The sequence below is a fragment of the Lactobacillus sp. genome (genome assembly GCF_051893255.1).
Lineage (GTDB): Bacteria > Bacillota > Bacilli > Lactobacillales > Lactobacillaceae > Lactobacillus.
Map to the genome: position 1 here is coordinate 11284 of NZ_JBJFHB010000075.1, position 14306 is coordinate 25589.

Annotated in this window: 15 protein-coding genes and 1 riboswitch; of the genes, 12 read left to right on the forward strand and 3 right to left on the reverse strand. The window is 49.7% G+C overall.

Annotated elements, in window-relative coordinates; translation table 11 throughout:
* The coding region (locus ACI4WN_RS07010) for an amino acid kinase family protein (protein WP_439777563.1) at positions 1-239 on the reverse strand (239 nt) is incomplete at its 3' end.
* Between the two features lie 231 nt (positions 240-470).
* Positions 471-643, forward strand: a riboswitch (Lysine riboswitch).
* A 112-nt stretch (positions 644-755) separates the two neighbouring features.
* On the opposite strand from ACI4WN_RS07010, the gene dapD reads away from it, so the two are divergent.
* From dapD to ACI4WN_RS07050, 8 genes are all read left to right on the forward strand, one after another.
* Positions 756-1469, forward strand: a complete 714-nt coding sequence (dapD, locus tag ACI4WN_RS07015; protein ID WP_439777564.1) for a 2,3,4,5-tetrahydropyridine-2,6-dicarboxylate N-acetyltransferase — start codon at positions 756-758, stop codon at positions 1467-1469.
* Positions 1470-1530: 61 nt separating this feature from the next.
* On the forward strand, positions 1531-2685 hold the full coding sequence (locus ACI4WN_RS07020; protein ID WP_439777565.1) for an N-acetyldiaminopimelate deacetylase: 1155 nt from the start codon (positions 1531-1533) through the stop codon (positions 2683-2685).
* A gap of 72 nt (positions 2686-2757) precedes the next feature.
* A complete protein-coding gene (dapA, locus tag ACI4WN_RS07025; RefSeq protein ID WP_439777566.1) occupies positions 2758-3672 on the forward strand; it encodes a 4-hydroxy-tetrahydrodipicolinate synthase in 915 nt (304 codons plus the stop codon).
* A gap of 62 nt (positions 3673-3734) precedes the next feature.
* Positions 3735-4508 (forward strand): 4-hydroxy-tetrahydrodipicolinate reductase, encoded by a 774-nt coding sequence (gene dapB, locus ACI4WN_RS07030; RefSeq protein WP_439777567.1) that lies wholly within the window; start codon positions 3735-3737, stop codon positions 4506-4508.
* 45 nt (positions 4509-4553) lie between these two features.
* Positions 4554-5738, forward strand: a complete 1185-nt coding sequence (locus ACI4WN_RS07035) for an aminotransferase class I/II-fold pyridoxal phosphate-dependent enzyme (RefSeq protein WP_439777568.1) — start codon at positions 4554-4556, stop codon at positions 5736-5738.
* Between the two features lie 86 nt (positions 5739-5824).
* Positions 5825-6421 carry a peptidylprolyl isomerase gene (locus ACI4WN_RS07040; protein WP_008461553.1) on the forward strand — a complete coding sequence of 199 codons (597 nt, stop codon included), beginning with the start codon at positions 5825-5827 and terminating at the stop codon, positions 6419-6421.
* Positions 6422-6435: 14 nt separating this feature from the next.
* Complete coding sequence (locus tag ACI4WN_RS07045; protein WP_439777569.1) at positions 6436-7005, forward strand: SLAP domain-containing protein; 570 nt, start codon at positions 6436-6438, stop codon at positions 7003-7005.
* A 206-nt stretch (positions 7006-7211) separates the two neighbouring features.
* Positions 7212-7772: a GNAT family N-acetyltransferase gene (locus ACI4WN_RS07050; protein WP_412131124.1), complete on the forward strand. Its 561-nt coding sequence runs from the start codon at positions 7212-7214 to the stop codon at positions 7770-7772.
* Between the two features lie 295 nt (positions 7773-8067).
* Here the strand turns inward: ACI4WN_RS07050 and ACI4WN_RS07055 are convergent, their stop codons facing one another.
* On the reverse strand, positions 8068-8820 hold the full coding sequence (locus tag ACI4WN_RS07055; RefSeq protein ID WP_439777570.1) for a MerR family transcriptional regulator: 753 nt from the start codon (positions 8818-8820) through the stop codon (positions 8068-8070).
* A gap of 72 nt (positions 8821-8892) precedes the next feature.
* On the opposite strand from ACI4WN_RS07055, the gene ACI4WN_RS07060 reads away from it, so the two are divergent.
* From ACI4WN_RS07060 to ACI4WN_RS07070, 3 genes are all read left to right on the forward strand, one after another.
* Complete coding sequence (locus ACI4WN_RS07060; protein ID WP_439777571.1) at positions 8893-10239, forward strand: MATE family efflux transporter; 1347 nt, start codon at positions 8893-8895, stop codon at positions 10237-10239.
* A gap of 135 nt (positions 10240-10374) precedes the next feature.
* Complete coding sequence (locus ACI4WN_RS07065) at positions 10375-11991, forward strand: acyl-CoA dehydrogenase family protein (protein WP_439777572.1); 1617 nt, start codon at positions 10375-10377, stop codon at positions 11989-11991.
* 102 nt (positions 11992-12093) lie between these two features.
* Positions 12094-12558: a pyridoxamine 5'-phosphate oxidase family protein gene (locus ACI4WN_RS07070; protein ID WP_439777573.1), complete on the forward strand. Its 465-nt coding sequence runs from the start codon at positions 12094-12096 to the stop codon at positions 12556-12558.
* A 280-nt stretch (positions 12559-12838) separates the two neighbouring features.
* Here ACI4WN_RS07070 and ACI4WN_RS07075 read toward each other — a convergent pair whose 3' ends face one another.
* Positions 12839-13165: a heavy metal-binding domain-containing protein gene (locus tag ACI4WN_RS07075; RefSeq protein ID WP_009558365.1), complete on the reverse strand. Its 327-nt coding sequence runs from the start codon at positions 13163-13165 to the stop codon at positions 12839-12841.
* Positions 13166-13329: 164 nt separating this feature from the next.
* Here ACI4WN_RS07075 and ACI4WN_RS07080 point away from each other — a divergent pair, with 164 nt between their 5' ends.
* Complete coding sequence (locus ACI4WN_RS07080) at positions 13330-14235, forward strand: DMT family transporter (RefSeq protein WP_439777574.1); 906 nt, start codon at positions 13330-13332, stop codon at positions 14233-14235.
* Positions 14236-14306: the final 71 nt, after the last annotated feature.

A 14306-nucleotide genomic window follows, 5' to 3' on the forward strand; every position in this document is an offset into this window, starting at 1 on the left:
GCAATTTGGACATAGCGCTGAAAAATTGTTTCGGCGGTTTCCTGGTTACTTTTACCCTTGAGAACTTCATTTGCGTATTTTATTAACAGGTCAGTCACCTTAATGTCGTCACTGAACCGTTTGCCTGGCGCAGAAGTTACTACAACTTGTCTTTCTGGGTCTGCCAGGATAATCTTTAAAGCGTTCTTGACGCTCTTGCCGCTCGCTAAGGAGCTGCCGCCGAACTTTACAACTTTCATGCGCTACACACACTTTCTCTAAATTTGCGAAAAGCTTTAATTTAAAATTAAGCTTGGCTAAGTAGGAATGTACCATTAATTTTCATAAAATGCAAAAAAAATTTTTGCCAAATATTTTCAAAGCGGATATGCCGCATTAAATCAAGGCATCAGCTAACTTTTGCATAAGAAATATGCAGAAAAAGTGAGTAAAAGTCGTTGACAAGATGAATTAGAAATTATAAACTAATGGCAAATTGAAGAGGCGCAGCTGACAAGAGTAAGCTAGAAAAGCCCGCCAGGCGATGATCTAGCTGAAAGGGGATGCTGCCGAAGCGCCCGCACCGGCGATGCGGGAGAGCTGGGCTATTGCTGAAGAGGCAATAGACTGTCGCAAGGTTTCTTGCGTTGAGCTTGCAATTTGACGGAATTAACTCATTTAGATTTTTCGTACTCCAGATTGTTAAGCAATCTGGAGTTTTTTTGCCTCTTCGAAAAAATAATTATCTGAGTATACAGAAAGCAGAGGAAGTATCCATGACTGAATTAGACGCCCAAGCCATCATCAACTACATCGGCAATGCCCAGAAGCAAACCCCAGTAAAGGTTTACCTGCGGGGGGAAAACTTGACTGAAGTTGCCTTCCCAGAAGGGATCGATCCTTACGTAAATGACCAATCCGGTGTAATCTTTGGCGACTGGGCAGTCGTTAAGCCATTTTTGGCAGAACATGAAGCTGATTTTGCTGGGGTTCGCGTAGAAAACATCACCCGCAACTCCGCGGTGCCGCTGCTCGACTTAAAGGAAATCAACGCCCGGATCGAACCCGGAGCCATCATCCGGGACAAGGTCTCAATTGGCGATAACGCCGTGATCATGATGGGGGCCATCATCAACATCGGCTCCGTGATCGGCGAAGGGACCATGATCGACATGGGAGCAGTCCTAGGTGGCCGGGCCACGGTCGGCAAGAACTGCCACATCGGGGCCGGGACAGTTTTAGCCGGCGTGGTTGAACCAGCCAGCGCCTTGCCAGTCAGAATCGACGATAACGTCTTGATCGGGGCTAACGCCGTTGTCCTAGAGGGCGTTCACGTCGGCCAAGGGTCAGTTGTTGCCGCTGGCGCAGTCGTAACTAAAGACGTTCCAGCCGGCGTGGTGGTCGCCGGTGTCCCTGCCAGAGTCATCAAGGAAGTTGACGAAAAGACCACTAGCAAGACCGGTTTAGAGGAAGACTTGAGAAAGCTGTAGTTTTTTTAAAAAAATAGAGAAAAGCTAGCAAAAGATAGGTAGAAAGACAAGAGGCAGACCAATGGCAGTTTTTAGCGAAAGTGAATTGCTTGCAATCAGAAGACACTTGCACCAGATCCCGGAACTCGCCTTAAAGGAGCGCGAGACCCACGACTTTTTATTAAAAAAGGTCCAGGAACTGAAGCAGGACCATCTGCTAGTCAAAGAACCTAGCGAACTGCCAACGGCTTTGCTGGTTTTGGTCAAGGGCAGCGACCCCCAAAGAAATATCGGCTACCGAGCCGATATCGACGCCTTGCCGGTGGAAGAAGATACGGGCCTTCCTTATAAATCCACCCACCCCGGCATCATGCACGCTTGCGGGCACGACATCCACATGAGCGTGGCCCTCGGGATCCTTAGTTACTTTAGTGAAAAGCAGCCTAAAGACAACCTGGTCTTCTTTTTCCAGCCAGCTGAAGAAAGCGAAAGCGGCGGGATGAAGGCATATAACTTAGGACTTTTTACCGGAGACTTTCAGGTTGACGAGTTCTATGGCCTCCACGACAAGCCCGATTTGCCGGCAGGCGCCATTGGCTGCCGGCAAGGAACCCTGTTTGCCGGAACCTGCGAGGTCAATATTGAGATTGCAGGCAAGGGCGGGCACGCTGCTTTTCCGCAAAAGGCCAAAGACTCGGTAGTGGCACTTGCCAGCTTGATCCTGCAGATTCAAACCATTATTTCTAGAAGCATTGACCCGATCGAAAGCGGGGTAATCACTTTTGGCAAGCTGGAAGCTGGGCACATTAGAAACGTGATCGCAGACCACGCCCGGATCGAAGGTACGATTAGGGGATTGACCCAGGCCATGATTGAAAAAATCATTGACCGGATCAAGGAGGTCTGCCAGGGGGTGGCCCTCAGCTACGGGGTCAAGGTGACGCCAGAATTCAACCAAGGCGGCTACTGGCCGGTAGAGAATAATCCGGAACTTACCAAAAACTTTATTTCCTATATGAGGGATGCTGAAGACGTCGACTACATCGAAACGGCACCCGCCATGACCGGGGAAGACTTCGGCTTTTTGCTGAATAAGATCCCGGGAACCATGTTCTGGCTGGGCGTGGACGACGATTCCAGTCTCCACTCAGCCACCTTTACGCCAAAAGAAGCAGCAATTTACAAGGGTGTACAAGCCATTACCGGCTTTTTGGCATACCGGATGGCGCAAGGATAATCTAGAAAAATTAAAAATACCAAATACCGAAAATTATCGAAGAGACTTTTTACAAAAAAACGAGGCAAAAAAATGAGACTACAAGACGCAGACTTAATGACCGCAATCATTACACCATTTACCGAAGACGACGAGATCGACTTCAATACCTTGGAAGAACTGACCAACGACCTGATTGAGCAAGGCTCAAATGGCTTTGTCATCGGCGGCACGACCGGGGAAACCCCAACCTTGACCCATGACGAAAAGATTGAGCTCTATACCCGCTTTAGTCAAATCGTGGACGGGCGCGCAGTCATCATCGCTGGGACTGGCTCCAACAACACTAAGGAAACGATCGCCTTTACTAACGAAGTTGCGGCAATTCCTGGCATCGACTATGCTTTGGTCGTCGTTCCGCCATACAACAAGCCTAACCAACGCTCCATGGTCGCTCACTTTACCGCAGTCGCTGGCAGCGTCAACTTGCCGGTCGTGATCTACAACATCCCCGGCAGAACCGGTGTCAAGATGGATGTATCAACCATTTTGCAACTAGCTCAGCATCCAAATATCGCAGGGATCAAGCAATGTGCGTCTATTGAAGAAATCGAGCAGCTGGTGACCGAAGCCCCAAGCGACTTCGCTGTCTTTACGGGTGAAGACGCCCAAGCCCTGTCGGCTCGCGTCTTAGGCGCAGCCGGCGTCATTTCAGTTGCTACCCACCTCTATTGCCGGCAAATGCGGCAAATGTACGATGACCTCTACGCCGGGGACTACGCCGCAGCCGGCGCCATGCAGAGATGGCTGACGCCAAAGATGAATGCCTTGTTCATGTACCCATCCCCATCACCAGTGAAGGCGGTTCTTAATGCCCAAGGCTACCAAGTCGGGGGATGCCGCCTGCCACTTGTGCCGCTCAATGATGAAGAAAAGGAAAACTTGGCTCTGCACCTAGGTCTTGCCAGTGATGCCTTGCTTGGCCCTTTAGCTAGAAAGCTTGCTTAAAGATAAAAACACAAGTAATCAGAGAAATACTATTTTTTAAAAAAGAAAGGAAAAATCGTTCGATGACCAGAGTACTTTTAGCAGGATTTGCCGGATCAATGGGGCAGGAGGTCGTGAAGCTGGTTAAGGGGATGCCAGGAGTTGAAATTACGGCTGGTTTGGCCCACCGCTTGACCAGCCAAAATCCAGAAGATTACGGCTTAGCAGCCGGCACCCCCATGTACACCAGCCTGGACCAGGTGGAAGTGGGCGTGGCCGATGTCTGGGTTGACTTTACGCTGCCAAGCTCGGTTTACCAAAATGTCAAGTTTGCCCTGGAACATGGCTTTACGCCGATTGTCGGTACGACCGGTTTGACTGACCAGCAAGAGGCTGAGCTAAAAGACCTGGCTCAAACACAGGGCTTAGGCGGCCTCATTGCCCCAAACTTTGGTATGTCAGCGGTTCTCTTAATGAAGTTTGCTAAAGAAGCTGCCAAGTACTTCCCAGATGTGGAAATCATCGAAATGCACCACGCTGATAAAAAGGATGCTCCGTCCGGCACGGCCCTGGCGACCGCCAAGATGATTGCGGAAGTGTCAGACAGGAAAGCGCCAAATAGCGTGGAAACCTTGCCTGGGGCCCGCGGGGGCGACTATGAGGGGATCAAGATCCACTCCGTCCGCCTGCCAGGCTACGTGGCCCACGAACAAGTGCTTTTTGGCGGCCCTGGTGAAGCCTTGACCATCCGGCAGGACTCCTTTGACCGCTCCAGCTTCATGAGCGGGGTCAAGGTGGCCTTGGAAAAGGCTAGTGACCTTGATCAGCTTTATGTCGGCTTAGAGAATATTTTGTAGTAATCGATCATCGACCATTTTTTAGAAAAGAAATCAGGTATACAGATGCCAGCAGCAGATCCTAACTTGCGCCCCTTGGGCAACCAGGTCCTAGCCCAGATCGCCCCTTCAGCCATTCGGGCCTTTGACAACGAAATTTCCCAAATTCCCGGTATTATCAAGCTCACTCTGGGTGAACCCGACTTCGCCGTACCAGACCATGTAAAAGAAGCAGTAATTCGCGGGGTCCAGGCCGACGACTCCCACTATGGCCCTTCAGCCGGCAAATTGGAACTAAGACAAGCTATTGCGGCTTATCTCAAAAAAAGTCGGGGAGTGGACTATGAGCCAAATGGGGAAATCATCGTGACCGATGGGGCCACGGAAGCCATCTCTGCGGCTTTAATCGGCCTTTTGAATCCCGGCGACAAGGTCTTGATTCCGACTCCAGCCTTTTCCCTTTACTTCACCAACACCGAAATGGCCGGCGGGGAAGTGGTGATGATTGATACGTCAGGTAGCGACTTCACCCTGACGCCTGAGCAGCTGGAAACGGCGATTGTGGCTAGCGGGGAAAGAGCTAAGGCGATCATCCTCAACTACCCTTGCAACCCGACAGGGAAGACATATACAAAAGAAGAACTGGAAGCCTTAGCTGCCGTGATTAAGAAGCACCACCTGTTGGCCATTTGCGACGAAATCTACAGCGAGCTTACTTTTGACCATGAGCACTTTTCTTTGGCCAGCATGATTCCTGGGCAAGTGCTCTTGGTTAGCGGCCTGTCCAAGTCTCACGCCATGACTGGTTACCGGCTGGGCTACTTGGCAGGACCCGCGGCCGTCATGGCCAAGGTTACCAAGGTTCACAGCTTTTTGGTAACTTGCGTGGACAACTTGGCTCAAGATGCCGCGATCGAAGCCTTGACCAAGGGTTTAGATGATCCAATCGTCTTTAGAGAAGCCTACAAGCGTAGACGCGACTTTTTGCTTGGAGAACTGGCTGAAATGGGCTTTGAGGTCACCAGACCAGAAGGGGCCTTCTACATTTTTGCCAAGATTCCGGAAAAGTTTGGGACCGACGACTTTGCCTTTGCGGTCGACCTGGCCAAGAAGGCTAAGGTGGGCCTCATCCCAGGCTCGGTCTTTGGGGCCGGGTCAGAGGGCTACGTCCGCTTATCATATGCGGCTAGCGATGAAAAGCTCTTTGAAGTTGCTAAGCGCTTAAAGCAGTACTTCGCGGATCTTGCCTAATTTGTCGATCAGCTTTTGGGCAAAAGAGGGCGGTAAATGCTATAATTGGTTAGAATAATTTTTTAACGCAAGGAGCATTTTTAGCAATGGCAGAAACTGAATTCTTTCCGCAATTACACTTAGACCAAGTGAAGGGGCCAAAGGCCACCATCAAGACCAACCACGGGGACATCGTGATCCAACTTTTCCCAGATGAAGCCCCAATGACGGTTGAAAACTTCGTTAGATTAGCCAAGGAAGGCTACTACGACGGCGTAACCTTCCACCGGGTGATTAGCGACTTCATGATTCAAGGCGGGGACCCAGACGGCACTGGTGCTGGCGGTCACTCCATTTGGGGTCACAACTTTGAAGATGAATTCGTCAACAACTTGTTCAACATCCGCGGTGCCTTGTCCATGGCCAACGCCGGTCCTAACACCAACGGCTCACAATTCTTCATCGTGCAAAACAAGAACATGCCTAAGCGCTTCATTCAACAACTGCGCGAAGCCCAATACCCAGAAGAAGTCGTTAAGGTTTACAAGCAAGGTGGTACGCCATGGCTGGACCACCGTCATACGGTTTTTGGCCAAGTCATCGACGGTATGGACGTCGTTGACGAAATCGCTAAGGTTGATAAGGATGGCAACGACAAGCCACTTGAAGCCGTAGTCATGGAAACTGTTGAAATTGCGGACTAGAGTCAAGTGATCGGATGAATTTGAGTAGAAAAAATTTTAGTCAAAAAATCAAGCCTAGACAGTTAGCAAAACTTGCTTGCGGTCTAGGCCTTTTGGCTGGGATCGGCGCTTGCGGCGCTAAAGCAGCCAGCGCGGATGATGAGACTTACTATAAGACGGCCATGGTCAACAGCTATGTCTATGACCAGACCGGCAACCGGCTGAAAGTCAAGAAGATTACGGCTGGCAAGGCAGTTTTGTGCCACAGCAACTTGATTTACGTCAACGACAAGCCATATATCATGATCGGAAACAATAAGTACGTGGCTTACATGAACGTGATTGGTCTAGATGTCCAGCTCAAGCACAACAGCTATATCTATAACAGCAAAGGCATTCGCCGCAAATACCTGGGCTCTTTGGTCAAAAATGGCTCGGTGACCTTGTATGGCGGCGCTCGCCGGCTCAAGTACGGCGGCAAGTCCAAGTACTGGTCGATCGGGGTTGGCCTGTACATCAAAGCGGCCAACATCAAGATTCCGAAGACAACGGTGGCAGCTGATCCCACAACTCAAAATCAGACGACAAGTTCACAGCCATTGTGAACTAGGAAGAAGCGCTGCGAGGGCAGCGCTTCTTCTTTTAAGACACTAGTTCCAATAATACATATTATGTAAAGTGAAGTAAAAAGAATCAAGAGAGGTGGCGCTGGTCGACTGTCAGGATCTGCTTCAGCATGTTATACTTAAGGCAATTAAACTTACTTAGTTTTTGTTTCAATTTATTGTTTGACGACTTATTTGAGGAAAAAATGTTTAGCTACAAAGTTGATGACGAAATTAAATTAGCTCTGCCGCGGCTGAGCGATGTTGATGAGCTCTACGCCTTGATTGATGCAGATCGTGACGACCTTGGAAGATTTTTACCATGGGTTGACCACGTGCAGTCAATTGACGATGAATTACCTACTATCCAAAACGACCTGAACGGCTTTGCGGCTGGGACGTCCTTAAACTTGTTCATTTGGTACCACGGTCGCCTGGCTGGCAACATCAGCTTAAATAAGATTCGGAAAAGGAACCTGGAAGCTGATGTCGGCTACTTTTTAGGCAAAAGTTTCCGCGGACACGGGATTATGACCAGAGCGGTTCAAGCTCTGCTGGACATCGCTTTTGACGAATACGGCTTGCACCGGGTTTACCTGGAGTGCGCGGCTGACAACTTGCCAAGCAATGGCGTAGCTCAGCGCTGCGGCATGCGGCTTGAAGGCACTTTGCACGGCCGCTTGATCCTTAAAGACGGCTACCACGATTGCAACCACTACGCGGTGCTGGCTGAGGAATGGCCAGATATCAAGGCTAGCTTGCAGTAGTTACTAAAAAGTGCGACTCACTCCACCGATACCACTGCCGGATCGACAAGGTAAATCCATGGTTTAGTTTCTTTAAAACAGTAATTTTAATGACAGAAGAATAGAGGCTACGATTTGAAAAGTTCCCAGGAATGTTGATTTTTCGGGAACTTTTTTATATTTAGAAGTTGCCGCTTTGTTTATCTTTTCCATATTTGTTAATTTGTCACGCCACTATTGCATCTGAGCTGATTTTCTAGATTTGCTTCTCCCTTATGTCCTATCTGACAGGTAGTATTCCAAAAATCTCGTTAGCCTAACATACCCCTCCTTTTTCCTCCTCCCCTAGGCGGGCGGAGTACTTGATAACAATCGACCCGGACCGACCTAAGACCGAACTGGAGAAGTCCTCCTGAAAAAGGGGCGCAACAACCGGACCAGCTGCCTGCAATTTGGCCAGGGCGGGTACGATGCCACTGGCTACCCCGTCATTGTCCACTTCTTCATAAAAGTACAGATAGCGGCCGCTAGGCTTGATGCAGTTGCCTTCACCTTTGGGGACGACCTTAAAAAAGCTGGTAATTATGGGCTTTTCAAAGTCCCCCACCATCCCCCCGTAGCGGGGGCCGTAGGTGATGGGGGTGAGGGCCACGCCGTGTTGGAACTTGATTAATTCCAATTCTTCCTCATCCAGCTCTTCTTCAGCAATCTTGCCTGTACCTAAATTGACAAAGTCCTGCAGCCGATCTTGGTAAAAGTTCAGGCTGTCCCGAATGCGTCCCAGTTGCCGCATCTGCCCTTTGACTGCATCTTCTTTTTCCTGCAGGTAACGGCTTCTTTTGGCTAAATCGTCTAATTGAAAAAAGTCGCCCACTTCGTCCAGGCTGGAGCCTAAGATTTCCAGCAAGCGAATCGTCGCCATCTGGTCCACCTGTTCAATTCGGTAATACCGGTAGCCGTTGTCCTTGACCACGGCTGGTTTGAGCAACCCCTTTTTTTCATAAAAATATAGGGTCTTCTTCGTAACCTTGCACATGTTGGCAAAAGCGCCAGTTGACAGTAAATCCATCTTTCCTCCTTGACTGTGCCCTAAGGTCATACTTTAAGCTTATCTTAACAGATCAAGGAGGAATGATAAAGAATGACTGCAAATGTCAAAGAAAGAACGTTAAATCAAAAAATCTGGCTGTTCAGCCTGCCTATTATCGGCGAGCTCTTCGTCCAGCAGCTCTACAGCCTGATCGATATGACCATCATCGGCCGCTACCTGGGGGCGGAGCCTCTGGCAGCTGTCGGCAATGCCGCCAACGTCGTCATGCTCTTTTTAGTCGGGTCTGGCGGCTTTGAGATGGCCGTGGACGTCATGGTGTCGCGGCTGCTAGGCCAAGGCAAGACTAAAGAGCGGCTGGCCATGGCCCGGGATACTATCGCCTTGAGCGGGCTAATCGGTACCGGGCTAGTTTTCGTTGCCTGGTTTAGCCTGCCGGCGATTTATCAGATGATGGCCGTGCCAAGCTCGATGATGGCTGATGCACTGACCTATGGCAGAGTCTACTTGCTGGGTCTGCCAATCATTTACTTTTACGATGTGGCGAGGGCAGTGCTCATCGCTAATGAACGGGCCAAGACCTCCTTTGCCCTCTTGACTGCATCCAGTGCCCTAAACCTGGCCCTCAACCTGCTCTTTATCATGGGCTTCAAGCTGGGAGTGGCGGGGTCGGCCCTGGCCACCGTGGTCGCCCAAGGGATCGTCATGCTGGTGACCCTCCACCTGGTTTACCAGCTGAGCAAGAAGGATGATGAAACTTTTTCCATTAAGCCAAGTCTAACCTTTAGCCGGGTCAAGGAAATCCTGGCCATCGCCATCCCGACCATTTTTCAGCAATTCGCCATCACCTTCTCCTCGACCCTGGTCCAGGCCTGGGTCAACCCTTTTGGGAAAGAGGTCATCCTGGGCTACGTCTCAGTGGTCAAATTAATGAGCGTGGCGCGGATCATCCTGGTCGGCTTTGCCCAAACTCTGACCCTGCTGGCGGCTCAAGGCTTGGCTGCCGAGGATTATCCGATGGTGAAAAAAGTCTACCGCTTCTGCACCCGCTATTCACTAATCTATGTTGTGGCCTTTAGCATTTTTTCCATTCCGGGCATGCGGATGCTGAGCGAGCTCTTCTTTGATCCTAGTCAAAACCCTGGGGCGTACGCCTTTTTCAAAAACTACATGTACCTCTTTATCGGCATCCAGCTGGTGTCCATCGCTAAGTTCTTGAACGAGGCCATGCTCCGCAGCATGGTTTTGATGAAGGAATACCTCTATTGCAACGTCGGGCAGTTAATCCTGCAGCTGATCTTGAACTATTTGATGCTGCGGCCAGTCGGCAGCGGATCTTTTGCCTGGGCAGACCTGATTGCCCGCAGCCTGTGCGCTCTCTGGTCCAGCTGGCTGGTGATCTACGAATTCCGCAAGCTTGAGGCTAAAAGCATACAGTAAATTATATAGGATTTTCCTAATAACTTTTAAATTTAATTAAAGTGTTATCTGAAATTGATTGAATAATTCTCTTAGTCGTGCTAGGATTAATGATGTAAGCGATTTAAAGTACGATAAATTATTGAGGAGAATCTTATGACTGTGGAAATTGAAGAGAAATACTTAGCTGACGTGGCGGAATTTGCCAAGAAGAACATTGCGCCTTTTGACCTGCAAATCGACCGGGCAGCCAAGCTGCCAAATGGCTTGTTCCAAAAGGTGGTTGACTTTGACCTGTTGAAGGTAAGAATTCCTAAGGAATACGGCGGCTTGGGCTTTTCTGCTGTGACTAGCGGAAAGATCGTCAACATCATTGCCAAGGCTAACGCCAGTGTCGGCGTCATGCTGGAAGGCCACTACAAGAGCTGTGACCAAATTGCCAAGTACGGGACTGAAGCTGCCAAGGCTAAGTACTTCCCTTGGGGGATGCAGGCAATTTTGGGCTTTTCTAACACGGAACCAGAAAGCGGCTCAAACCCAAGCAAGCACCAATCCTACGCTGTGAAAAAAGGCGACAAGTGGATCATTTCCGGTGACAAGGTCATGATCACCAACGGGACCTTGGCGCAGGTTTACTCGGTTAACGTCAAAACTGGTCCTAACGAATACTCAGTCTTCATCGTGGACAAGGGCATGCCAGGCTTTTCCTTTGGCTACGTTGAACGCTTCATCGGCTTGCGCGGGATTCCTTGCGGGGAAGTGGTCATGGACCATATTGAAGTTGGCGAAGAAAACCTTTTAGGCAAGGTTGGCCAAGGCCTGGAAATTGCCAACAACGCCCACGACGATGCCCGCTACTTGATGGGTGCCGTTTTGGCTGGGATTCAAGAACATGCCTTGGACATTGCCAAGAACTACGTGGCTAAGCGCTACTCTGGTGACACCCTCTTGAAAGACATGCAGGTAACCCACTACAAGCTGACCAAGATGGCAACCAACAAGGAATTGACCCGCTTGGTTTACCAAGAAGCTGCCCGCAGAAAAGACGCTGGTGAACCATACATGGAAGACTCCGCAATGGCAAAGTGCTTCGGCAGTCAAGCAGCCGTTGAAACTGGCGACTTGCTTTTGCAAATCATGGGCGGCTACGGCTACAGTGCTGAATTTGCCCCAGAACACCTGATCCGTGACGCCCGCGCCATGGAAATTGCTGAAGGTACTTTGGAAAAGATGTACACCGAAATCGCCAATGCAGAAATGGCCGACGTGCCTGTACCAAAGCAATATCGGGATGCTAAGGAATTGACCAGCATTGACGAAATCCTCCCTGCCCTCTTGGCTGCAAAGGAAGCTGGCGCTGCTTCAAACGCTTCAGTTGATGCTGTATCAAGCGCTTCTCAAGCTGGTCCACAATTGCCAAGTGCCAAGGTTGTCTTTGCTCTTGGCCGCGGGGCTAACGACCCAGAAACCATCGCCCTGGCTGAAGCAGCCGCTAAAAAGCTGAACGGGATGGTCGGCGTTACTCGGCCTTTGGTTGGCCAGCACTTTAACCGCGGCCAGCAACTCGGCGTCAACAGCCACAAGATTGCTCCAGACTTTTTGATCAACTTGGGGATTGCTGGTGCTCCGCAATACACTTACGGTATTACCGGAGCTAAGGAAATCGTTTCTGTCAACATCAATCCTAACGCCTTGATTCTGGACCTCAGCGACTACAAGGTAGTTGGCAGCGCCAAAGACTTCTTAAAGGAATTATTGGCTAAGCTAAACTAAGAAAAACAGCCTGTTAGGGCTGTTTTTTATTGCACTTTTGAAGCAAATAGAGTAAGATTTAGATGTAATATTAATTATTTCATTTATCACAAGGAGAAAAAGATGCGCAAACAAGTACCAATGTTAGACAATAGTCTATCAAAATCAGAATTCCTGTCCCTGATCCCCGCTGCCTTCCAGTCTGTAGTTTTTGCGACCATTGCAGATGGTCGTCCCTTTAGCAATGTTGCAGACATTGAGCTGGAAAAGGACGGCAAGCTCTACTTTGCGACGACTTACCAGAAGGCTTTTTACCAGAGACTGCACAGTCAGCCTTATGTGTCGATCACGGCGCTCAAGGGTGAGGAAACCATGTCTAGCGTGGGCTTCACCTTGAACGGGACCGTGGAAGAAGTCGACTTGTCCTACCTTGACTTGATCTACGCGTCTCACCCGGAAATGCTTGAAATTAACAAGACTGAGTCGGAGCGGCGGGAACTACTGCGGCCCTTTGCGATTACGCCAATTGATGGCTTTGTTTACGACCTGCGGCAAACGCCGATCTTCCAGAAGGGGTTTAAGTTTTGATCGGCTGGTCGGCAGCTTTTTACTCAACTAACAGCTGCTTTTTAATAATTTGCGCCATAATTGACTCAACTGCGACGGCTTTTTTCATAATTGGAAAGTAAATTTACTCAACTGCTGGCTATTTTTTAATCTTTTGGAAAAAACTTACTCAACCACGGCCACTTTTTTAATAATCCGGTATAAAAAAGACTCAACTGGAGATCGCAATTTTAATCTAGAAAAAAGTAAATCGCCTCCCAAATGGGAAGCGATTTTTTCGTTAGCGATTTAAGCTCTTCGGCTAATCCACGAACTTGACAGCCGTGCCGTAGGCGACGACGGATTGCATGTCTTCGCCGATGGAGCCGGAGTCAAAGCGCATCATGACCACGGCATCAGCGTCCATGTTTTCTGCTTCGACGCGCAGACGCTCCAAGGCAACTTCCCGGGAAGTTTGCAACATCTTGGTGTAGCCCTTGATTTCCCCTCCAAAAAAACTCTTCAAGCCGGCGCCGAAGTCAGAGATGGCATCCCGTGACTGGGTGGTCACGCCAAAGACTTCGCCCAGGACTTCGTAGTTATGGCCAGGGATGTGTTCGGTCGTTACAACTAACAGTTTTTCACTCATGTTTGTTTCTCCTTTTTTAAAAAGCAAAATTATTATTGAACTAAGCCTAAGTTTACCACAAGTGTGGAACTAGTAAAGCGGCGTCAAGAAAAATGTGGTTTAAAAGCGACTCCATTAATCGTATAATTGTAAAGGTATTTTGACTAAAAAGAATTGGGGCAACGATGGAAGAAAAGAGTTTTGTTAATTTGAATGAGAAGACGGTCGCAACGATCAAGGTGGGCCTAGGCACCACCCTCTGGGGGGCGTCGGGGCTGGTCGTCAAGGGGCTGTTCAACCTCAGCCCCCACATCAACGCGGTCTGGATTTCGCAGTTCCGGATGATTGTGGCTGGCTTAATCTTGATTGTGCTGGCTCAGCTGAACAGGCATGAGCCCATGGACGTGTGGAAGCACAAGGACACGACCTTGCGGATGATTGCTTACGGGATCTTGGGTATTTTGCCAGTCCAGTTTGCCTTTTACGAATGCGTCCAGCTGTCAAACGCGGCGATGGCAACGGTCATCCAGTTCTTGGGGCCATTTTTCATCTTAGGCTATTTGGCGGCGACTAAGAAGCAGGTCCTGCGGCCACTTGACTTCATCTCAGCTATTGCCGGATTTGGCGGAGTCTTTTTGCTAGCAACGCATGGGAACATCCACGACCTGCGGATTTCCCCGCTAGCCCTCTTGTTCGGGCTCTTGTCAGCCGTGGGTGTGGCGACGAGCAACACGATTCCGACGCCTCTGGTAAAAAAGTACTCATCGATGACGGTGAGCGGCTGGGGGATGCTGGTCAGCGGGATTGCCCTGATGGCCCTGCCGCAAAATATTGCAGGCATCCCCTTCGGCGATTGGCGCTTGTGGCTGGGCCTGGCCTTTGTCTTGATCCTGGGCACTATCGTTCCGTTTGTTTGGATGAACGAAGCGCTCGTTCACCTCTCCCCCGCTGTCGTGTCGCTGCTGGACGCCTTTGAACCGGTGGCCTCTACGATTGGTTCGGTTCTGATCTTTGGCCTGGTCTTGCTGCCAGTTGACTATATTGCCATTATGCTGATTATCGCTGCTACTTTGGCGATTTCGATGAAATAAGTAGGAAAGCCTTCCCCTGTGGGAAGGCTTTTTTGGTGATTTGCGCATTTTTTGGTAACTATTTTAAATCT

What these genes read in the sequence shown, in the direction of transcription:
- dapD (WP_439777564.1), top strand. Translation starts at nt 756, where the DNA reads ATGACTGAATTAGACGCCCAAGCCATCATCAACTACATCGGCAATGCC.
- ACI4WN_RS07020 (WP_439777565.1), top strand. Translation starts at nt 1,531, where the DNA reads ATGGCAGTTTTTAGCGAAAGTGAATTGCTTGCAATCAGAAGACACTTG.
- dapA (WP_439777566.1), top strand. Translation starts at nt 2,758, where the DNA reads ATGAGACTACAAGACGCAGACTTAATGACCGCAATCATTACACCATTT.
- dapB (WP_439777567.1), top strand. Translation starts at nt 3,735, where the DNA reads ATGACCAGAGTACTTTTAGCAGGATTTGCCGGATCAATGGGGCAGGAG.
- ACI4WN_RS07035 (WP_439777568.1), top strand. Translation starts at nt 4,554, where the DNA reads ATGCCAGCAGCAGATCCTAACTTGCGCCCCTTGGGCAACCAGGTCCTA.
- ACI4WN_RS07040 (WP_008461553.1), top strand. Translation starts at nt 5,825, where the DNA reads ATGGCAGAAACTGAATTCTTTCCGCAATTACACTTAGACCAAGTGAAG.
- ACI4WN_RS07045 (WP_439777569.1), top strand. Translation starts at nt 6,436, where the DNA reads ATGAATTTGAGTAGAAAAAATTTTAGTCAAAAAATCAAGCCTAGACAG.
- ACI4WN_RS07050 (WP_412131124.1), top strand. Translation starts at nt 7,212, where the DNA reads ATGTTTAGCTACAAAGTTGATGACGAAATTAAATTAGCTCTGCCGCGG.
- ACI4WN_RS07055 (WP_439777570.1), bottom strand. Translation starts at nt 8,820, where the DNA reads ATGGATTTACTGTCAACTGGCGCTTTTGCCAACATGTGCAAGGTTACG.
- ACI4WN_RS07060 (WP_439777571.1), top strand. Translation starts at nt 8,893, where the DNA reads ATGACTGCAAATGTCAAAGAAAGAACGTTAAATCAAAAAATCTGGCTG.
- ACI4WN_RS07065 (WP_439777572.1), top strand. Translation starts at nt 10,375, where the DNA reads ATGACTGTGGAAATTGAAGAGAAATACTTAGCTGACGTGGCGGAATTT.
- ACI4WN_RS07070 (WP_439777573.1), top strand. Translation starts at nt 12,094, where the DNA reads ATGCGCAAACAAGTACCAATGTTAGACAATAGTCTATCAAAATCAGAA.
- ACI4WN_RS07075 (WP_009558365.1), bottom strand. Translation starts at nt 13,165, where the DNA reads ATGAGTGAAAAACTGTTAGTTGTAACGACCGAACACATCCCTGGCCAT.
- ACI4WN_RS07080 (WP_439777574.1), top strand. Translation starts at nt 13,330, where the DNA reads ATGGAAGAAAAGAGTTTTGTTAATTTGAATGAGAAGACGGTCGCAACG.